Origin of the sequence: Nocardia acididurans, from assembly GCF_016741815.1 — a bacterium.
GTDB classification, from domain to species: domain Bacteria; phylum Actinomycetota; class Actinomycetes; order Mycobacteriales; family Mycobacteriaceae; genus Nocardia; species Nocardia acididurans.
This window is the reverse complement of the sequence record NZ_JAERRJ010000003.1, coordinates 447951-464347: the sequence shown is the minus strand read 5'-3', so window position 1 is coordinate 464347 and position 16397 is coordinate 447951. Positions and strand designations below refer to the sequence as shown.

General features: G+C 68.8%; 15 protein-coding genes. 9 read left to right on the top strand and 6 right to left on the bottom strand.

What is annotated here, in order from left to right; all coding sequences use genetic code 11:
- The first annotated feature begins 97 nt into the window (after positions 1-97).
- The 4 genes from JK358_RS10105 to JK358_RS10090 all read left to right on the top strand — a co-directional run bounded on the left by JK358_RS10105 (position 98) and on the right by JK358_RS10090 (position 4233).
- A complete protein-coding gene (locus tag JK358_RS10105) occupies positions 98-1438 on the top strand; it encodes a hypothetical protein (RefSeq protein WP_201945964.1) in 1341 nt (446 codons plus the stop codon).
- Positions 1439-1530: 92 nt separating this feature from the next.
- A complete protein-coding gene (locus tag JK358_RS10100; RefSeq protein ID WP_201946284.1) occupies positions 1531-2931 on the top strand; it encodes an MFS transporter in 1401 nt (466 codons plus the stop codon).
- 10 nt (positions 2932-2941) lie between these two features.
- Positions 2942-3865, top strand: coding sequence for a cyclase family protein (locus JK358_RS10095; RefSeq protein WP_201945962.1), 924 nt, complete (start codon positions 2942-2944; stop codon positions 3863-3865).
- A 56-nt stretch (positions 3866-3921) separates the two neighbouring features.
- Positions 3922-4233: a hypothetical protein gene (locus tag JK358_RS10090; RefSeq protein WP_201945960.1), complete on the top strand. Its 312-nt coding sequence runs from the start codon at positions 3922-3924 to the stop codon at positions 4231-4233.
- A gap of 47 nt (positions 4234-4280) precedes the next feature.
- Here JK358_RS10090 and JK358_RS10085 read toward each other — a convergent pair whose 3' ends face one another.
- From JK358_RS10085 to JK358_RS10075, 3 genes are read right to left on the bottom strand one after another with little or no spacing between them, the layout of a single operon-like run.
- Positions 4281-4472: a hypothetical protein gene (locus JK358_RS10085; RefSeq protein ID WP_201945958.1), complete on the bottom strand. Its 192-nt coding sequence runs from the start codon at positions 4470-4472 to the stop codon at positions 4281-4283.
- A 44-nt stretch (positions 4473-4516) separates the two neighbouring features.
- Complete coding sequence (locus JK358_RS10080; protein WP_201945956.1) at positions 4517-6220, bottom strand: AMP-binding protein; 1704 nt, start codon at positions 6218-6220, stop codon at positions 4517-4519.
- Positions 6217-7875: an AMP-binding protein gene (locus JK358_RS10075; protein ID WP_201945953.1), complete on the bottom strand. Its 1659-nt coding sequence runs from the start codon at positions 7873-7875 to the stop codon at positions 6217-6219. Before JK358_RS10075 ends, JK358_RS10080 begins: the two co-directional genes overlap by 4 nt.
- 56 nt (positions 7876-7931) lie before the next feature.
- On the opposite strand from JK358_RS10075, the gene JK358_RS10070 reads away from it, so the two are divergent.
- Complete coding sequence (locus JK358_RS10070) at positions 7932-8792, top strand: helix-turn-helix transcriptional regulator (protein ID WP_201945951.1); 861 nt, start codon at positions 7932-7934, stop codon at positions 8790-8792.
- Between the two features lie 113 nt (positions 8793-8905).
- On the opposite strand, the gene JK358_RS10065 is transcribed toward JK358_RS10070, so the two are convergent.
- Together JK358_RS10065 and JK358_RS10060 are read right to left on the bottom strand one after the other, a co-directional pair.
- Positions 8906-9256, bottom strand: coding sequence for a ribosomal subunit interface protein (locus JK358_RS10065; protein WP_201945949.1), 351 nt, complete (start codon positions 9254-9256; stop codon positions 8906-8908).
- A 132-nt stretch (positions 9257-9388) separates the two neighbouring features.
- Positions 9389-10597, bottom strand: a complete 1209-nt coding sequence (locus JK358_RS10060; protein ID WP_201945947.1) for a UDP-N-acetylglucosamine--N-acetylmuramyl-(pentapeptide) pyrophosphoryl-undecaprenol N-acetylglucosamine transferase — start codon at positions 10595-10597, stop codon at positions 9389-9391.
- A 212-nt stretch (positions 10598-10809) separates the two neighbouring features.
- Between JK358_RS10060 and JK358_RS10055 the strand changes: the two genes are divergently transcribed.
- The 4 genes from JK358_RS10055 to JK358_RS10040 all read left to right on the top strand — a co-directional run bounded on the left by JK358_RS10055 (position 10810) and on the right by JK358_RS10040 (position 15554).
- Positions 10810-12981, top strand: coding sequence for a terpene synthase family protein (locus tag JK358_RS10055; RefSeq protein ID WP_201945944.1), 2172 nt, complete (start codon positions 10810-10812; stop codon positions 12979-12981).
- A 26-nt stretch (positions 12982-13007) separates the two neighbouring features.
- Positions 13008-14093, top strand: coding sequence for a polyprenyl synthetase family protein (locus tag JK358_RS10050; RefSeq protein ID WP_201945941.1), 1086 nt, complete (start codon positions 13008-13010; stop codon positions 14091-14093).
- Positions 14094-14289: 196 nt separating this feature from the next.
- On the top strand, positions 14290-15120 hold the full coding sequence (locus JK358_RS10045; protein ID WP_201945939.1) for a hypothetical protein: 831 nt from the start codon (positions 14290-14292) through the stop codon (positions 15118-15120).
- On the top strand, positions 15117-15554 hold the full coding sequence (locus tag JK358_RS10040; RefSeq protein ID WP_201945937.1) for a hypothetical protein: 438 nt from the start codon (positions 15117-15119) through the stop codon (positions 15552-15554). Before JK358_RS10045 ends, JK358_RS10040 begins: the two co-directional genes overlap by 4 nt.
- 13 nt (positions 15555-15567) lie before the next feature.
- Here the strand turns inward: JK358_RS10040 and JK358_RS10035 are convergent, their stop codons facing one another.
- Positions 15568-16392, bottom strand: coding sequence for an SAM-dependent methyltransferase (locus tag JK358_RS10035; protein ID WP_307817433.1), 825 nt, complete (start codon positions 16390-16392; stop codon positions 15568-15570).
- Positions 16393-16397: the final 5 nt, after the last annotated feature.

The following is a 16397-nucleotide window of genomic DNA, read 5'->3' as shown; positions in this document are numbered from 1 at the left end:
CGCCGCGTGCCGGATCCGCCGCGCCGCGTGCTGGTGCCGGATCCGCCGCGCCGCGTGCTGGTGCCGGATCAGCGCTGCTCTCGCGGGTGGTGCGGGCATGAGCGAGGTTTCGGCGCGGGCGGCTGCGGATCAGGATCAGGATCAGCCGACGGTGGTGGTGCGCATGGCCGACGCCGGGGACCTCTACATCGCGTGGCGTTGGCGCGGCGTGCCGGACGCCCACGGCGGTGCGGCGGGTGGGATCGGTGTGGTTCCGGAGGAGCAGGCCGAGGCGGCCGTACGGCGATTCGCGGCGGCGCTGCCCGCGCCCGGCGCTCCGGGCGGGCTCGAGGCCGCGCTCAGCACGGGGGAGCTCGCGTCATTCGACGCGGAACAGGCTTTGGCGCAAGAACTTTCGGCCGCCTTCCTGCCGTACAACCTGGCTGTGCAGTTGCACGAGTGGTATTCGCGGGGCATCCGGCCCCGGGTGTGCGTCCAGCCGTCACCGCGGGTCGGGCAGATTCCGTGGGAGTTGATCGCGCCCGATCCGGGCCTGCGGCTGGTGGATTTCGCCGACGTCTGCCTGCTCGCACCCTCGGGGATCGTGCACGCACCGGCCCGCGTCGGCCGCTCGTGGGAAAACGACCGCCACCTGCCCGTGGTGGCGGTCCTCGACCCGCGCGTGCCCGGATTCCGCGCCGACTCCGTCCTCGGTTCGGTGCTGGGCAGGATGGACGCGACCGCGCCCATGTCCCAGCTGGTCGCCGGACTCGCCGAGCGAGATCGGCTGCTGCCCAAGGTGGAAGATCCCGTGGCGGCCTTCCGGCGCACCGATCTGGACCGGCTGTGGCTGTCGGATGCGTTGCACGCCGGGGCATCCCGGCTGCTGTATGTCGGCCATGTCACCGCCGCCGTGCCGACCTCCGGCCGAAGTGAGTCGGCCACAATGCATTTGGCGTGCACCGCGGACACCCTCGGCTTCGCCGACCTCCAGCGTGATCACCGCCCGTTCTCCGCGCGGGATCTGCTGCTCGGCACCTACACCCTGAGCGAGACCCCGCGCAGTGGCCCGCAGCTGTGGCCCATCCCCAGCCGGGTCGCGCTCATCGCCTGCGAGAGCGGCGGTGACCTCCGGTTCGGTGAACCGCTGGGCCTGGTGGCGGCCATGCTCACCGGCGGAGCCGAGCTGGTGACCTCCGGCCGCTGGCCGCTGCCCACCGATCTGGCATTTCACCGGCTGGGTGGTGCGCCCCAGGACGCCAGGCCGCTCCAGGACGCCGTGTGCGCGATCAACGCCGCACACGAGCGACCGGACCCGGTGGCCGCGCTCAATGACTGGCAGCGCACCCGCCTGACCGCCTGGCGCGAGCACGGCGGCATCGAGAATTCGCCACTGGTGTGGGCGGCCTTCGCCACGGTGGACGCGCACGCCGCGGTCGGGGACACACGTCGCGATTAGACACGATTGGGCGCGGGCGCGGCGGGTAGTCGGTCGGGAGAGACCGAAGGGGTGATCCGGTGCGGACCATATCTACCGATATTCCGGCGCGAATGGATCGGCTGCCGTGGTCGAGCTGGCATTGGATGATCGTTGTCGGCCTCGGCTCGGTGTGGATTCTGGACGGGCTCGAGGTCACCGTGGTCGGCAGTGTGGCGGCCCGGCTGTCCGAGCCGGGCAGCGGTATCGACATCACGGCCGCGCAGGTGTCCGGCCTGGCGGCGGCCATGTATGTGGCGGGCGCGGGGACGGGCGCACTGTTCTTCGGCTGGCTCACAGACAGATTCGGTCGCAAGAAGCTGTTCCTGATCACCCTCGCGGTGTACCTGGTCGCGACGGCGCTGACGGCGCTGTCGTTCTCGGTGTGGTGGTTCGTGATCTTCCGCTTCCTCACCGGATTCGGTATCGGCGGCGAGTACGCCGCCATCAATTCCGCCATCGACGAACTGATTCCGCGCAAGTACCGCGGCCGGATCGACATCATCATCAACGGCAGCTTCTGGCTCGGCGCGGCCTTCGGCGCGCTGCTGTCCATCGTGGCGTTGAACACCAGCCTGTTCCCGGCCGATATCGGCTGGCGGCTGACCTTCGCGCTCGGCGCGGTCTTCGGTCTGGTGATCCTGCTGGTGCGCCGGCACGTGCCGGAGAGTCCGCGCTGGATGTTCATCCACGGCCGGGAGGAGAAGGCCGAGCGGACCGTCGCCGAGATCGAGGACCGGGTACGAGCCGATACCGGAACGGAATTGGCGGACGTCTCCGATCAGCGCATCGAGATCACACAGCGCCGCTCGACAGGCTTCGGGGAGATCGCGGCGGTGCTGATCAAGTACTACCCGCGCCGCGCCACCCTCGGCTTCGCGCTGTTCATCGGCCAGGCGTTCCTCTACAACGCCGTCACATTCAACTACGCGCTGATCCTGACGAAGTCGTTCGACGTCCCCAACGACAAGGTCGGCTACTACTTCGCCGTCATCTGCGTCGGCAACTTCATGGGCCCACTGTTTTTGGGCAGGCTGTTCGACACGGTCGGCCGCAAGCCCATGATCGCGGGCTGCTACATCGGCTCGGCGCTCCTGTTGTTCGGCACCGCATGGCTTTTCGGCCAGGGCCACCTCAGCGCGGTCACCCTCACCGCCTGCTGGACGGCCGTGCTCTTCGTGGCCTCGTGTGGCGCGAGCGCCGCCTATCTCACGGTGAGCGAGATCTTCCCGATGGAAACCCGCGCCATGGCCATCGCGTTCTTCTACGCCATCGGCACCGTCGCGGGCGGCGTCGCGGGGCCGCTGGTCTTCGCGAAGCTGTCCGAGGACGGCGATCCGGGCCGAATCGCCCTGGCCTTCACCATCGGAGCGCTCGCCATGCTGGCCGCCGGTCTAGTCGAAGTCGTCTACGGTGTCAAGGCCGAGGGCCGCTCACTGGAAGACCTGGCCCGCCCGCTCAGCGCCGCGCGATAGCGTGCCGCCTATGGCAGCACCTGAGTTCCTGGATATCGCGAAGCGCGTGAACAATTGGGGCCGTTGGGGTTCCGACGACGAGATCGGCACCCTCAACCTCGTCACCGACGAGGTCGTGCGCGCCGCCGCCGCGACCGTGCGCACCGGCCGCCGCGTCGCGCTGGCGGTCCCGTTGAGCCAGCAGGGAATTCAGACCGGCCTCATCCCCGGCCGGGTCAACCCGCTGCACTCCATGATCGCCGTCAACTGGGAGATGTTCGGTCCCGGCACCGTGGCCACCAGCGATGACGTGGTCACCATGGGCCTGCAGGCCGGAACCCATTGGGACGCACTGACACACATCTCCCGCGCGGGATTCGTCTACAACGGCCGTCCCGCCGACACCATCACCCCGCATCGCGGCGCGGCGGTCAGCGGCATAGAGAAGATCCCGTACCTGATCTCGCGCGGCGTTCTGCTGGATGTGGCGAAGGCGCACGGCGTCGACCGCCTCCCCGCCGACCACGCCGTCGTCCCCGCCGACCTGGAGGCCGCCGAGGAACTCGCCGGAATCGAGGTCCGCGCGGGCGATATCGTCCTCGTCCGCACCGGTCAGATGCAGCTGTTCCTCGCGGGCAACCGGGACGGCTACGGCATGCCCACCCCCGGTCTGTCCGTCCGCTGCCCGGAGTGGTTCCACGCCCGCAACGTGGCGGCCGTCGCCACCGACACCCTCACCTTCGAGATCTTCCCGCCCGAGATCGAAGGCATGTGGCTGGCCGTGCACGCCCTGCACCTGGTGGAAATGGGCATGCTGCAGGGCCAGAACTGGAACCTGGAACCCCTCGCGATCGCCTGCGCCGAGGAGTCCCGCTACGAATTCCTGCTCTCCGCCATGCCCGAACCCTTCGTCGGCGCCACGGGTACGCCGGTGGCCCCCGTCGCGGTCTTCTGAGCGCGGAGGGTTAGCGTCGAAGTGTTCGATTCGTACACGCGTTGGAGGTAGTGCAGATGGCTCGGATTCCCTTGGTTCCCACATCACTGCTGGCGGCCGGTGGTCTCACCGGCGGGTTCGCGCTCGCGCAGGCGACGAAGAAGCGGCAGCTGGGTGGCGCGGTGTTCGCGGCGGGGACGCTGGCCTCGGTGCCGCAGTGGTACCGGACCGCCGGGGCGGGCGGCGCGGCCGCGTTGACCGGGCTCTCGATCGGGGCGATGGGGGCGTCGCATCCGCTGGCGAAGAAGATCGGCGCGTGGCCGTCGGTGGCCGTGGTGTCGGGCGTGGTGGCGCTGGCGGCGTGGGCCGCGGTGGATCGGCGCGCGTAGGGCTCCCGGGCCGGGCGGGTCAGGTGTCCGCCCGGCCGCGGCCGGGCTCAGGCCCGCAGGAATGTGGCCGCGATGCTCCAGAACCTTCTGCGGTCCACGCTGTGGAAATCCCATGTCTCCGTGAGGTTGTGGGTCGCGGCGACGATTCCGGACACGTCGAAGTCGAAGCGGGTGGCGGTGCCCTTCGCCTCGAGTTCGGTGATGACGTACGCGGTGGCGGTTTCCACGGTGTGGGCCATACAGGGTCCAATCTGGTTGTAGGAGCGGGGGATAGCGGTGGTGCCTAGGTCCTCGGGTCGGTCAGGATCTCCTCGTAGCGGTACTCGGTGGTGATGGGCGCGCCGGAGGCGTGGGCCTCCTCTTCGCGCCGGCGCAGGTCCACCCGGCGGATCTTGCCGGAGATGGTCTTGGGTAGCTCGGTGAACTCGAGCCGGCGCACGCGCAGGTAGGGGGCCAGGTGGTCGCGGGCGTATTCGAGGATGCTGCGGGCGGTTTCGGCATCGGCCTGCCAGCCCGCCGCGAGCGCGACGTACGCCTTGGGCACGGATAGTCGGGTCGGATCCGGTTGCGGCACAACGGCCGCCTCGACCACCGCCGGATGTTCGATGAGCACGCTCTCCAGCTCGAACGGCGACACCTTGTAGTCGGAGGACTTGAAGACGTCGTCGGTGCGGCCGATATAGGTGATGTAGCCGTCGGCGTCGCGGGCGGCGACATCACCGGTGTGGTAGTAGCCGCCCGCCATGACCGCGGCATCGCGTTCGGGATCGCCGAGGTAGCCGGTCATCAGATTCACCGGCGCCGCGGCGAGATCCAGGCAGATCTCGCCCTCGTCGCCGAGCTCCCCGGAGAGCGGATCGACCAGGACCACCGGCACGCCGGGCGCCGGACGACCCATGGACCCGGGTTTGATCGGCTGACCGGGCGTATTGCCCACCTGCAGTGTGGTTTCCGTCTGCCCGAAGCCGTCCCGGATGGTCAGCCCCCACGCCTTCTCCACCTGCGCGATCACATCCGGATTGAGCGGCTCGCCCGCGCCGAGGATTTCCCGCAGCCCGGACGGCCTTTCACCGAGGTCGGCCTGAATCAGCATGCGCCACACGGTCGGTGGTGCGCAGAAGGTGTTCACCCCGGCGCGGTGCAGCTGCGCCATGAGCGCGCTCGCGTCGAACCGCGCGTAATTGTAGACGAAGATGGTCGCCTCGGCCAGCCACGGCGTGAAGAAGCAGCTCCAGGCGTGCTTGGCCCAGCCGGGCGCGCTGATGGCCAGGTGCACGTCACCGGGGCGCACGCCGATCCAGTACATGGTCGACAGATGCCCGACCGGATAGCTGATCTGCGAGTGCTGCACCATTTTCGGCTTGCTGGTGGTGCCGGAGGTGAAGTACACCAGCAGCGGATCGGTCACCTCGGTGCCCGGCGCGAACGGCCCCGCCGATGCGACGGTCGCCGAATCGGAGTAGTCGTACCAACCAGATACTTGCTCGCCCACCACGATTCGTGTGTAGGCGCCCGGAACCGCGGCGAACTTGTCCGCGTCCCCGGCATTGGCGATGACGAAACGCGCTCCGCCCCGGTCGATCCGGTCGATGAGATCGGCAGTGCCGAGCGCGCCGGTGGTGGGCATGATGACCGCGCCGAGTTTGGCGACCGCCAGCATGGCCTCCCACAGCTCCACCTGATTGCCGAGCATGAGCATCACCCGGTCGCCCTTGCTCACGCCGAGTTCGGCCAGCCAGGTCGCGACCCGGTCCGAGCGGGTGGCCATCTCGTCGAAGGTGACCCGCTGTTCGCGTCCGTCCTCCTCGACGATCCAGAGGGCGAGCTGCTCGTTGCCGCGCGCGATCACGTCGAACCAGTCGGTGGCCCAGTTGAATTCGCCGGTCAGCCGCGGCCAGGTGAACTCGCGCGACGCGGTGTCGTAGTCGGTTCCGGCGGCCAGCAGACCGTCCCGTGCGACGTGGTAGGCGTCGGTATTGGCGGTCATGCGTCCTCCTCACCGGTCAGGCCGAGCAGGCGCGCGGAGACCTCGCGCATTTCGACCTTTCGAATTTTGCCCGTCACGGTCATCGGAAACTCGTCTACGACACGGACATAGCGTGGAATTTTGAAATGAGCGAGCTTGCCGGTGCAGAACTCGCGCAGGGTTTCGGCGGTGAGCGGGGCCGCGCCCTCGCGCATGCGCACCCAGGCCATGAGTTCCTCACCGTATTTCGCGTCGGGTACGCCGATCACCTGGGCGTCGAGAATGTCCGGGTGGGTGTAGAGGAATTCCTCGATCTCGCGCGGGTAGATGTTCTCGCCGCCGCGGATCACCATGTCCTTGATGCGGCCGGTGATGGCGACATAGCCGTCCTCGTCCATGGTGGCGAGATCGCCGGTGTGCATCCAGCGCGCGGAATCGATGGTCTCCGCGGTCTTCTCGGGCTCACCCCAGTAGCCGAGCATGACCGAGTAGCCGCGCGTGCACAGCTCACCGGCCGCGCCGCGCGGCACCGTCACGCCGGTCACCGGGTCGACGATCTTGATCTCGATATGCGGGCCCGCGCGGCCCACCGTGGCCGTACGCTGCGCCAGGCTGTCGTCGGCGCGGGTCTGCGTCGAGACGGGCGAGGTTTCGGTCATGCCGTAGCAGATGCTCACCTCGCGCATGCCCATGCGCTCGATGACCTGTTTCATCACCTCCACCGGGCACAGCGATCCGGCCATGATCCCCGTGCGCAACGAGGACAGGTCGTAGCCGTCGAATTCCGGATCGGCGAGTTCGGCGATGAACATTGTCGGCACACCGTACAGGGCGGTACAGCGTTCCGCCGCAACGGCTTCCAATGTCGACCGAGGGTCGAACGAGGGCGCCGGAATCACCATGGCCGCCCCGTGACTGGTGGCCGCGAGATTCCCCATGACCATTCCGAAGCAGTGATAGAAGGGCACCGGAATGCAAATGCGATCGGTCTCGGTATACCCGCACAGCTCACCCACGAAGTACCCGTTGTTGAGAATGTTGTGGTGGCTGAGCGTCGCGCCCTTGGGAAAACCCGTTGTCCCCGAGGTGTATTGGATATTGATCGGATCGTCGGCGGAAAGTCCGGACTGTGCCAGTTCCAGTTGCCCGGCGTCGGCGGCCCGCCCGGTGTCGAACAGCATCCGCCATTCGGCGCTGTCGAGCAGCACCACCTGCACGAGGTCGGCGCATTCGGGGCGGACCTCGTCGATCATGGCGGCGTAGTCGGAGGTCTTGAACGACGGCGCGGCGATCAGCGTGTGAACTCCGGCCTGCCGCAACACGTATCGCAGCTCGTGCGACCGGTAGGCGGGGTTGATGTTCACCAGGATCGCGCCGATCTTGGCCGTCGCGTACTGCATCAGCGTCCACTGCGGGCAGTTCGGCGCCCAGATGCCGACCCGGTCGCCCCTGCCGACCCCGGCCGCCAGCAGACCCAGCGCCAGCGCGTTCACCTCCGCGACGAACTCGCGGTAGGTCCAGCGGATGCCGGTGGTGTAGTCGATCAGGGCGTCGCGATCTCCGAAGGCGGCGGCGGTGCGATCCAGATTCGCGCCGATGGTGTCGCCCAGCAGCGGCGCGTCCCAGACCCCGAAGGTATAGCTCGCCGGCCGAGGCCGGCCCGTGCTTGTGCTCACTTAGATAGGATCCACGTCACACTCGCGCCCCTGCTACCCCCGGAAAGGGGTACCCGATGGTCCCGGCCCCCGATGCCCTGATGCGCCCGCGAGACGCCGACGCGCTGCGGGCCGAGCTGCGGCGCATCGCGTCCCTGTCCAAGCTGCCGGTGGTCTTCGGCGGGGAGGTGAACGCGGGGACGCTGGTGCTCAGCGAGTTCGTGGGCACCCGCACCAACGGCATGCGCGGGCTGGCGGTGGCCCCGAGTTCGGGGCTGGGCGGGGCGGCGGTGGCGACGGGCAGGCCGCGCTCGGTGGCCGACTACCGGTCGGCGTCGACGATCACCCATCACTACGACGCGCCGGTACTGGGTGAGGGGCTGCGCGCGGTGGTCGCGGTGCCGGTGGTGGTGCGCGGTGAGGCGCGGGCCGTGCTGTACGTGGCCAATCGCGACTCCGGCCCGATCGGCGACCGCATCGCCGAGGCCATGGTGGCGGCCGGGCAGCGGCTGGGCGTGGAGTTCACGATTCGTGACGAGGTGGATCGACGGGTGCGGCTGAGTGCGGCCCGCGAGGCCGCCTCCGGGGCGAAAGCCGTTGTCACCGAACAGCTGCGGGATCTGCACGCGGAGTTGCGCGGGCTCACTCAGTCGGTGTCGGATACGCAGGCGCGCAATCGATTACGCGATATCACCGAGCGGCTGGCGCGGGTGGTGTCCGGTGTCGTCGATCCCGAGGACGGGGTGAACCTGTCCCCGCGCGAGCTCGACGTGCTCGCCCAGGTGGCACTGGGTTGTACCAATGCGGAAGCGGCGCAGCGCCTTTCGCTGCGCGCGGAAACCGTGAAGAGCTATCTGCGCAGCGCGATGACCAAACTCGGGGCGCACACCAGGCACGAGGCCGTGGTGCGCGCCCGCCGACTGGGTCTGCTGCCCTGAACGATCAGGACGGCGGCTGCGCGAACCGCAGGTGGTTGCCCCACCGATCACGGAAGACGACGCCCAGTCCACAAACTAATCGCCCGCCCCGCAAGAACGCGTTCGTTCGGTGGTCAGTCGGCTGCCAGGTAGCGGATGGATTCGCCGCCCTTGGCGTGGTGCAGGCGGCCGAAGCGGCTGTCGAGCAGGTGGGCCATGCTTTCGGCGGCGCCGAGGTAGGCGTCCTCCACGGAGCCGGCGCGGTGGGTGGTGGCCACCGGGGGCTGGCCCTTGGGGCGGACCTCGAGGCTGCACTGTTTGTCGTCGGCGCCGCCCTTGTGGGCGTTGACGTCGGTGATGTGGGCTTCGACCCTGGTGAGATGGTCCGCGAAGCGGTCGAGAACGCCCGCGATGGCGTCCGTTGCTTCCTCGATGAGTGCCGCACCACCGCCGATGTGCTTGTCGGCGAAGACCTGGATTTGCATGGCATCTCCTGACTCTCGGGATTGCCGAGAACTTGCTGACAACCTCGACATTACCCGCGCCCGGCGGCCCGCGGGTGCCGGATATGTCACTGGGTTCCGGCCCGGCTATGACGGGCCGGAACCGGGGAGCGATCAGCGCAGGGCAAGGTCCGCCACGGTGAGCGCGAGATCGTCGGCGGCCTCGGGATGGCCCTGGGCGCGAGCCGCTTTCGACACCGCCGCACGGGATTCCGGATCGTCGAGCAGTTCGAACAGTGCGGCGCGCAGGTTTTCGACGGTGGCGTCGTCGCCGATGACGGCGCGGGCGCCGCCGTTGTCGGCGAGGATGCGGGCGTTTCGGGTCTGCTCGCCGCCCACCGAATGCGGGTAGGGGATGAGCACCGACGGCTTGCCGAGGGTGGTGAGCTCGGCGAGAGTGCCTGCGCCGGAACGGGATACCACCACATCGGTGAGGGCCAGCACATCGGGCAGCTCGGTGCGGATGAAATCGCGCACCAGGTAGCGGCCGCGCAGTTCCTCGGGCAGGGCGGCGGCGCGCTCCCGCACCTGATCGTAGGAGCGTGCGCCGCACTGGTGGATCACATTGGCCTTGGTGAGCAGCTCCGGCAGCAGTTCGTGCACCAGATCGTTGATCTGCACCGCGCCCTGCGCGCCGCCGGTGACGTACACGGTCGGCAGGCCGGGCGCATAGCCCGGCCAGTCCAGCGCGGGTACGGCCGCCTCGGGGTCGCCGGTGGTCAGCACAGGCCGGATGGGGTTGCCGGTGACGACCGCGCGGCCGCGCACCTTGGCGGGCAGCAGCTCCACCGACGCCGCCGAGCTGAGCGCGATGCGGTCGGCCATGCGGGCCAGCAGCAGATTGGCCTTGCCGATCCCGGTGGTCTGCTCGTGGATGACCAGCGGCGTGCGGCGCAGCGCGGCGGCCATGCCCAGGGGCGCGCATACGTAGCCGCCGGTGCACAGCACCGCGTCCGGCCGGAACCGGCGGACCAGTCCGTTCGCGGTGACCACGCTCAGCGGCACCCGCAGCGCGTCTCTGGCGTTCTCGGCATTGAGCATCTTCAGCGGGTTGCGGTCGCGGCGCAGCTTGCCCGCCTTGATGGGCGCGAAGTCGATATCGTTCTCGGCCGCCACCCGCGACTCCAGACTGTCCGGCACGCCGACCCACAGCACGTCGGCGGTGGTGCCCGCCGCGGCCGCCAGATCGCGCAGCGCACGCACCGCCGACACCGCCGGATAGGTGTGCCCGCCCGTGCCGCCACCCGCCACCATCACCCGGACCGGGCCGTGGGCGGCGAGCCGGCGCAGCGTGTCGTCACGGTCGACGGCGGGGTCGGTCATGGTGGAAGCCTCCTGGTTTCACGAGTCGCACGGCCGCTCGGGGGCCGGATGTCAGGCTATCTCGGATGCGTGGCGGCACCGGAGTTCGATCAAGGGTGTTGGCGATCAGCTAACCGCCATTTACCATGAATGTGACCCGGATCACCTTGTTGCACTGGATGTTTTGACGCAGGTTCGTTTAGCAATATCGCAGACCAGCGAGGGGGCCATGCGTGAAGCCCTTCACATTGCCCGAGTTCTACCTCCCCCACCCGGCCAGGCTCAACCCCCACCTGCAATACGCCCGCGAACATTCCGCGGCGTGGGCGCAGCGCACGGGAATTCTGTCGGAGGCGGGCCCGACCGGTGAATTGGTCTGGGACGCCGACCGGTTGGAGCGGATGGAGATCGCGCTACTGTGCGCCTTCGCCCACCCCGACTGCGACGCCGAGGCCCTGGCCCTGGTGACCGAGTGGTACGTCTGGGTGCTCTTCTTCGACGACGACTTCCTCGCCAAGTTCAAGCACACCGGCAATCGAGCCGAGGCGCTCCGGTATCTGGAGCGACTGGAACTGTTCATGGCCGAACCAGGTTGCGCCACACCGGAACCCGAGAACCCCTCGGAGGCCGGGCTGCTGGACTGCTGGGAGCGCACGGTCGGTTCCATGTCGGCGGGCTGGCGGCGGCGCATGCGCCTGAGCACCCACAACCTCATGGTCGAATCCATCTGGGAGCTGGACAATATCGCCCGCGAGCGGGTGGCCAACCCGATCGAGTACATCGAGATGCGCCGCCGGGTGGGCGGCGCGCCCTGGTCGGCCAATCTGGTCGAATACGCCTGCGGCGCAGAGATTCCCGACCGTTTCGCGGACGAGCGCCCGCTCGGCGTGCTGTGCGAGACCTTCTCCGACGCGGTGCATCTGCGCAACGACCTGTTCTCCTACGAGCGCGAGGTCCGGGTCGAGGGCGAGAACGCGAATATGGTGCTGGTGCTGGAACGTTTCCTGGGCCTGCCCACCCAGGCGGCCGCCGACCTGGTGAACGACATCATCACCGCGCGGTTGAAGCAGTTCGAGGACACCGCCGAAGTCGATGTGCCCCTGCTGTTCTCGGAGCGGGCCGCCACGCCGGACGAGCAGCTGGCGGTCGCCCGCTACACCCTCGGCCTGCAGGACTGGCAGGCCGGCGGCCACGAATGGCATCTGCGCTCTAGCCGATACATGAACGGCGGCATGAGCTCCGGGCCGACCGGCCTGGGCAGCGGGGTGGCCCGGCTGCTCCCCGGCTTCCGCATCCAGCGCAATCAGCATGTGCCGCCGCCCCGTACGCCGGGACCGCTGCCGGTCGACGGCCTGCGCATGCCCTACACCCCCGCGGTGCATCCACAGCTGGCGCTCGCGCGGGCGGATGTGCCGCGCTGGCTGGCGGCCATGGGCATGCTGGATCCGGTGGTCGGCTGGAGCGGGGACTACGCCGACGACGTCGATTTCGGTGCGCTGGCCGCGCTCATGTTCCCCGACGGCTCGGCGGCCGAACTCGTGCTGCGGGCGCGCTGGTGCGCGTGGGGCGCCTATGCCAACGACCTGCTCTCCAAGGTGTACCGCACCCAGCCGGTGGCGGGCCGGGAACAGCTGCGACGCTTGGCGATTCACCTCACCGACGCGGCGCCGCCGCCCGCGACCCCGGTGGAACTCGGGCTGTCCGACCTCTGGCGGGCGGTGCCGGACCTCGCCGACGGCCCGGCGCGCGACCGTATCCGGGACACGCTGCTGCGCATGTTCGGGTCCTGGGCGCAGGTGCTGGAGAACGAAACCCGCGGGCGCATACCGGATCCCGTCGACTATCTGGACAACCGGCGAATGGCCGCGGGGAGTGAACTGCTCACCGCCCTGGGCTCCGCGCGGGCGCTCGGCCCGGAGCTCGCGGACGCGAGTGTCATTCGGCAGCTGGAGAATTCGGCCGCCGACCACGCCGCCCTGGTCAACGATCTGTACTCGTATCAGAAGGAGATCGAGTTCGACGGCGAGCGCCACAACCTGGTCTACATCACGCAATCCTTCCTGGGCTGTGCGCGGGAGGCCGCCCGCGATATCGTCGTGGACCTGGTGAACGAGCGCCTGTGTCAGTTCGAACACCTGGTGGGCGAGGAGATTCCGGCCTTCGTCACCGACTACGGCCTGGACGATGAGGCCCGGGATGCCGTCCTCGCCCATGTCGACGCCCTGCGGAACTACCTGACCGGCAATCTGGCCTGGCATGTGGGCACCGCCCGCTACACCGAACGCACTCTGCGCCGATCCCGTCCGAAGCCGGTGCCCGCCGGCCCGAACGGACCCTTCGTCAGCACGCTCGCCCATCCGGCGGGCTTCCGGTCGGCGCGCACCGGCGCGCCGGCCCAGCGATAGCGAGTCCGCGAGTCCTGGAGGTAGGCATGAGTTCGTCGACAGCGGCCGATGCGGCGTTCGGCAGGGAAATGCCTTGGGAGGGAGCGTCATCCGGTGGCCGGGACGGGCTCGGGTACACCGAGGCGGCCCGGATCCTGGCGCGCGCCCAGCAGTCGACCGGACCCCTGCTGCGGGCCGCCGTCGACAACCTGCCGGGCGAGCTGCGGCGCATGGCCGGATATCACTTCGGCTGGTGGGACGCGGACGGCCGGGTCACGGTCTCCGAGTCCGGAAAGGGCCTGCGTCCCGCCCTGGTGCTGGCCGCCGCGCGGGCCGCCGGATGCCGCGCGGTCGATGCCGTACATGCCGCTGCCGCAATCGAATTGGTGCACAACTTCACCCTCGTGCACGACGATGTCATGGACGGCGATCCGATACGGCGCGGCCGTCCGACGGTCTGGCGGGTGTGGGGCGTCGACAACGCCGTCCTGGTGGGGGACGCGCTGCACGGGCTGGCGGTGTGGACTCTCGCGGACGCTCCGGCCGCCGCGCTGCTGGGCATCGCGCGGCTCGAGGAGGCCGTCATCGAGCTGTGCCTGGGTCAGCAGCACGACTGCGCCTACGAGACGCAGCCCTACGTCTCCGTGGATCAGTGCCTGGAAACCCTGCGGCACAAGGGAAGTGCGCTGCTGGGCTGTGCGTGCGCGCTGGGCGCGCTGTGCGCGCAGGCGGCGCCGGAGATGATCGACACCCTGGACCGCTTCGGTCGTGAACTGGGTATCGCCTTCCAGCTGGTGGACGATGTCATGGGTATCTGGGGTGATCCGGCGCGGACGGGCAAGCCAGTCGGCAACGATCTGCTGCGCCGCAAACGCAGCCTGCCGGTGGTGATGGCGCTCGAGTCGTCCTCGCCCGCGAGCCGGGAGCTGGCCGAGTTGTACGCCGCCGACACGCCTCTCGACGCGCCGTCGGCCGCCCGCGCCGCGGATCTCATCGCCCGCGCCGGTGGAAAGCGCTGGGCGCAGGCCGAATCCCTGCGGCACCTGCGTGCCGCGAAGTCCGCGGTGGCGGGCTACCGCCATGCGCACGACCTGCTGGAGCTGGCCGAATGCGCGGTCCATCGGGACCGCTGAAGGATAGTGCGCATCAGCCGAATTCGCCGTGAATTGGTTTGACCGTACGGTATTCATTTGCTGTACAGGCTATTTCAGCAAACCGCTGTAAACCCTCATATACCCCTATTTCGCCGGAATCCGTTGCTCCAAAACCTCAGGGCTGTCAGGATATTCAGCAATTTCACGGCTTGCTGATTTCCACGGGAGTTCGAGCATGACAACGGGGCCCATCGCGGATCCGGGGCGATTGCCGGTACTCGGCCGGGAATCGGCCCGCGAATTGGTCCAGGAATTGGCGCAGGCCGCCGCCGACGCCCGCACCGGCATACTGCGGGTAACCGGCGAACCCGGTGGTGACATCCATATCGCGAACGGTCTCGTCGTCACCGTCGAATCACCCGGAGCCCCCGGTGTCCGGGAACTGCTGGCGCGCCCCGGCCGCACCTCCTCGGGCCTGGCGGATCTGCGCCTGGTGGCCATGATGGCCGCCCTCGACGGCGCGTTCGCCATCACGTCGGGCTGGATCGGCGCCTGCCGCTGGCAGGACAGCCCTTCCGGCCCGCCGGTAGTGGACAGTCCGGTCCCGCCCGTGCCCGGCGTGGACCCGGGCTGGCTGCTGCTGGAAACCGATCGCCGGCTGCGCGCGCTCGCGCACGGCCGGGTGTCCCCGCATCGCAATCACCTGCTGCTCACCGACTCCGGGCGACTGCTGCTGAGCAGTCCGGACACCGGGCAGTGGCAGCCGATTCTGCTGTGGGTCAACGGCCGTCGCAGCTGCCGTGACATCGCCATGCTGCTGTGCCGCGCCCTGTACGCGGTCACCGTCGATGTCGTGCGGATGCTCGACAGCGGGTTGCTGATCATCGGTCCCGCCGAGCGCGAACCGGATGTGCAGCCCGTGCGCGGCGGGAGTGCTCGTTCGATGCTGCCGCGCCGTCGCCGCGGGGCCAGTGGCATCAACGACACACTCCCGCCGCGTCCGCCCCAGGCGGTGCGCGGATTGCAACGGCCACTCACTGTGCGGAAACCAGAAAGGACGTCATGAATACTTCGAACCAGAAAGCCACGGGGAGCCTGTCCGAACGAATCGGAACCCTGGTGAAAGTGCTGCGTTCCGAGGTGCCGGAATGCATAGCCGCGGGTGCGATCGATATGACGACCGGAATGCTGCTGGCGGTCGAAACCGTCGACAATCATCCGCAGGAGGTGCTCGATCTGCTCGCCGCGGCCACCCTCGATCTTTTCCAGGGCCGCAATGTCGTGATGATCGAGGACATCTGGAAGGAGCGCCGCGGAATTCGCATCGACCGGCACTACTTCCAGGAAATTCTGGTGAACAGCGACAATCTGTCGCACCTGTTCATCCGCACCGAGAGCCGGGACGATGTGGTGATCGTGGTCGTCTGCCGCAAGCAGGTGAATGTGGGCATGCTGTTCGCGCAGGCCCGGCGGGTGCTCAAGGACGTCGGATCGCTCTGAGTCACCCGCGCGCTCAAGGAATGCGGGCCAGCGCGCCGAGCATGGAGACGGCCTCGGCGCGCGGATGCGGCCGCCACTCCTCCGGCCGCCACGCGGTGACCGGCGCGATGCCGGGGGCCACCAGCTCGAACCCCTCGAAGAAGCGGGCGAATTCGGCGCTGGACCGCAGCCGGAACGGAATGCCGCTGCGCCGATTGGACTCCTCGGTGCGCGCGACATCCTCGGGGTCGATGTAGTCGCTGGTGGCGTGGGTCATGGCCAGGTAGCTGCCGGAGGGCAGCGCGTCCGACAGCTGCCGCACCAGCTCGTAGGGTCGCTGGTCGTCGGTGATGAAGTGCAGGACGGCCACCAGCATCAGCGCCACCGGCCGCGACAGATCCAGGGTGGCCAGCAGATCCGGATGGGTGAGGATGCGCTGCGGATCGCGCAGGTCGGCGTCCAGGTAGGTGGTCGCGCCCTGCGGGGAGCTGTTGAGCAGGTCGCGGGCGTGCACCAGCACGATCGGATCGTTGTCCACGTAGACGATGCGGGATTCGGGTGCGATGCCCTGCGCGATCTCGTGCACATTCCCGGCGGTCGGCAGGCCGGTGCCGATATCCAGGAACTGCCGGATCCCGGCCTCGGCGGTCAGGAAGCGGATGGCCCGGCGCAGGAAGTTGCGGTTCTCCACCGCGGCCAGCCGGACGGTGGGAAACGCCTCGGCGACGGCGTCCGCGGACTCGCGGTCGGCCTCGAAATTGTCCTTACCGCCGAGCCAATAGTCGTAACGACGGGCCGGATGCGGTTTGGTGGTATCCACCCGGGCTGCGGCCGAATCCGGTGTCGGTTCCGAGTTCACAACGC

Coding starts and splice junctions, on each gene's coding strand:
- JK358_RS10085 (WP_201945958.1), bottom strand. CDS start 4,472: ATGGCCCACACCGTGGAAACCGCCACCGCGTACGTCATCACCGAACTC.
- JK358_RS10065 (WP_201945949.1), bottom strand. CDS start 9,256: ATGCAAATCCAGGTCTTCGCCGACAAGCACATCGGCGGTGGTGCGGCA.
- JK358_RS10100 (WP_201946284.1), top strand. CDS start 1,531: ATGGATCGGCTGCCGTGGTCGAGCTGGCATTGGATGATCGTTGTCGGC.
- JK358_RS10095 (WP_201945962.1), top strand. CDS start 2,942: ATGGCAGCACCTGAGTTCCTGGATATCGCGAAGCGCGTGAACAATTGG.
- JK358_RS10080 (WP_201945956.1), bottom strand. CDS start 6,220: ATGACCGCCAATACCGACGCCTACCACGTCGCACGGGACGGTCTGCTG.
- JK358_RS10105 (WP_201945964.1), top strand. CDS start 98: ATGAGCGAGGTTTCGGCGCGGGCGGCTGCGGATCAGGATCAGGATCAG.
- JK358_RS10050 (WP_201945941.1), top strand. CDS start 13,008: ATGAGTTCGTCGACAGCGGCCGATGCGGCGTTCGGCAGGGAAATGCCT.
- JK358_RS10045 (WP_201945939.1), top strand. CDS start 14,290: ATGACAACGGGGCCCATCGCGGATCCGGGGCGATTGCCGGTACTCGGC.
- JK358_RS10060 (WP_201945947.1), bottom strand. CDS start 10,597: ATGACCGACCCCGCCGTCGACCGTGACGACACGCTGCGCCGGCTCGCC.
- JK358_RS10040 (WP_201945937.1), top strand. CDS start 15,117: ATGAATACTTCGAACCAGAAAGCCACGGGGAGCCTGTCCGAACGAATC.
- JK358_RS10070 (WP_201945951.1), top strand. CDS start 7,932: ATGGTCCCGGCCCCCGATGCCCTGATGCGCCCGCGAGACGCCGACGCG.
- JK358_RS10090 (WP_201945960.1), top strand. CDS start 3,922: ATGGCTCGGATTCCCTTGGTTCCCACATCACTGCTGGCGGCCGGTGGT.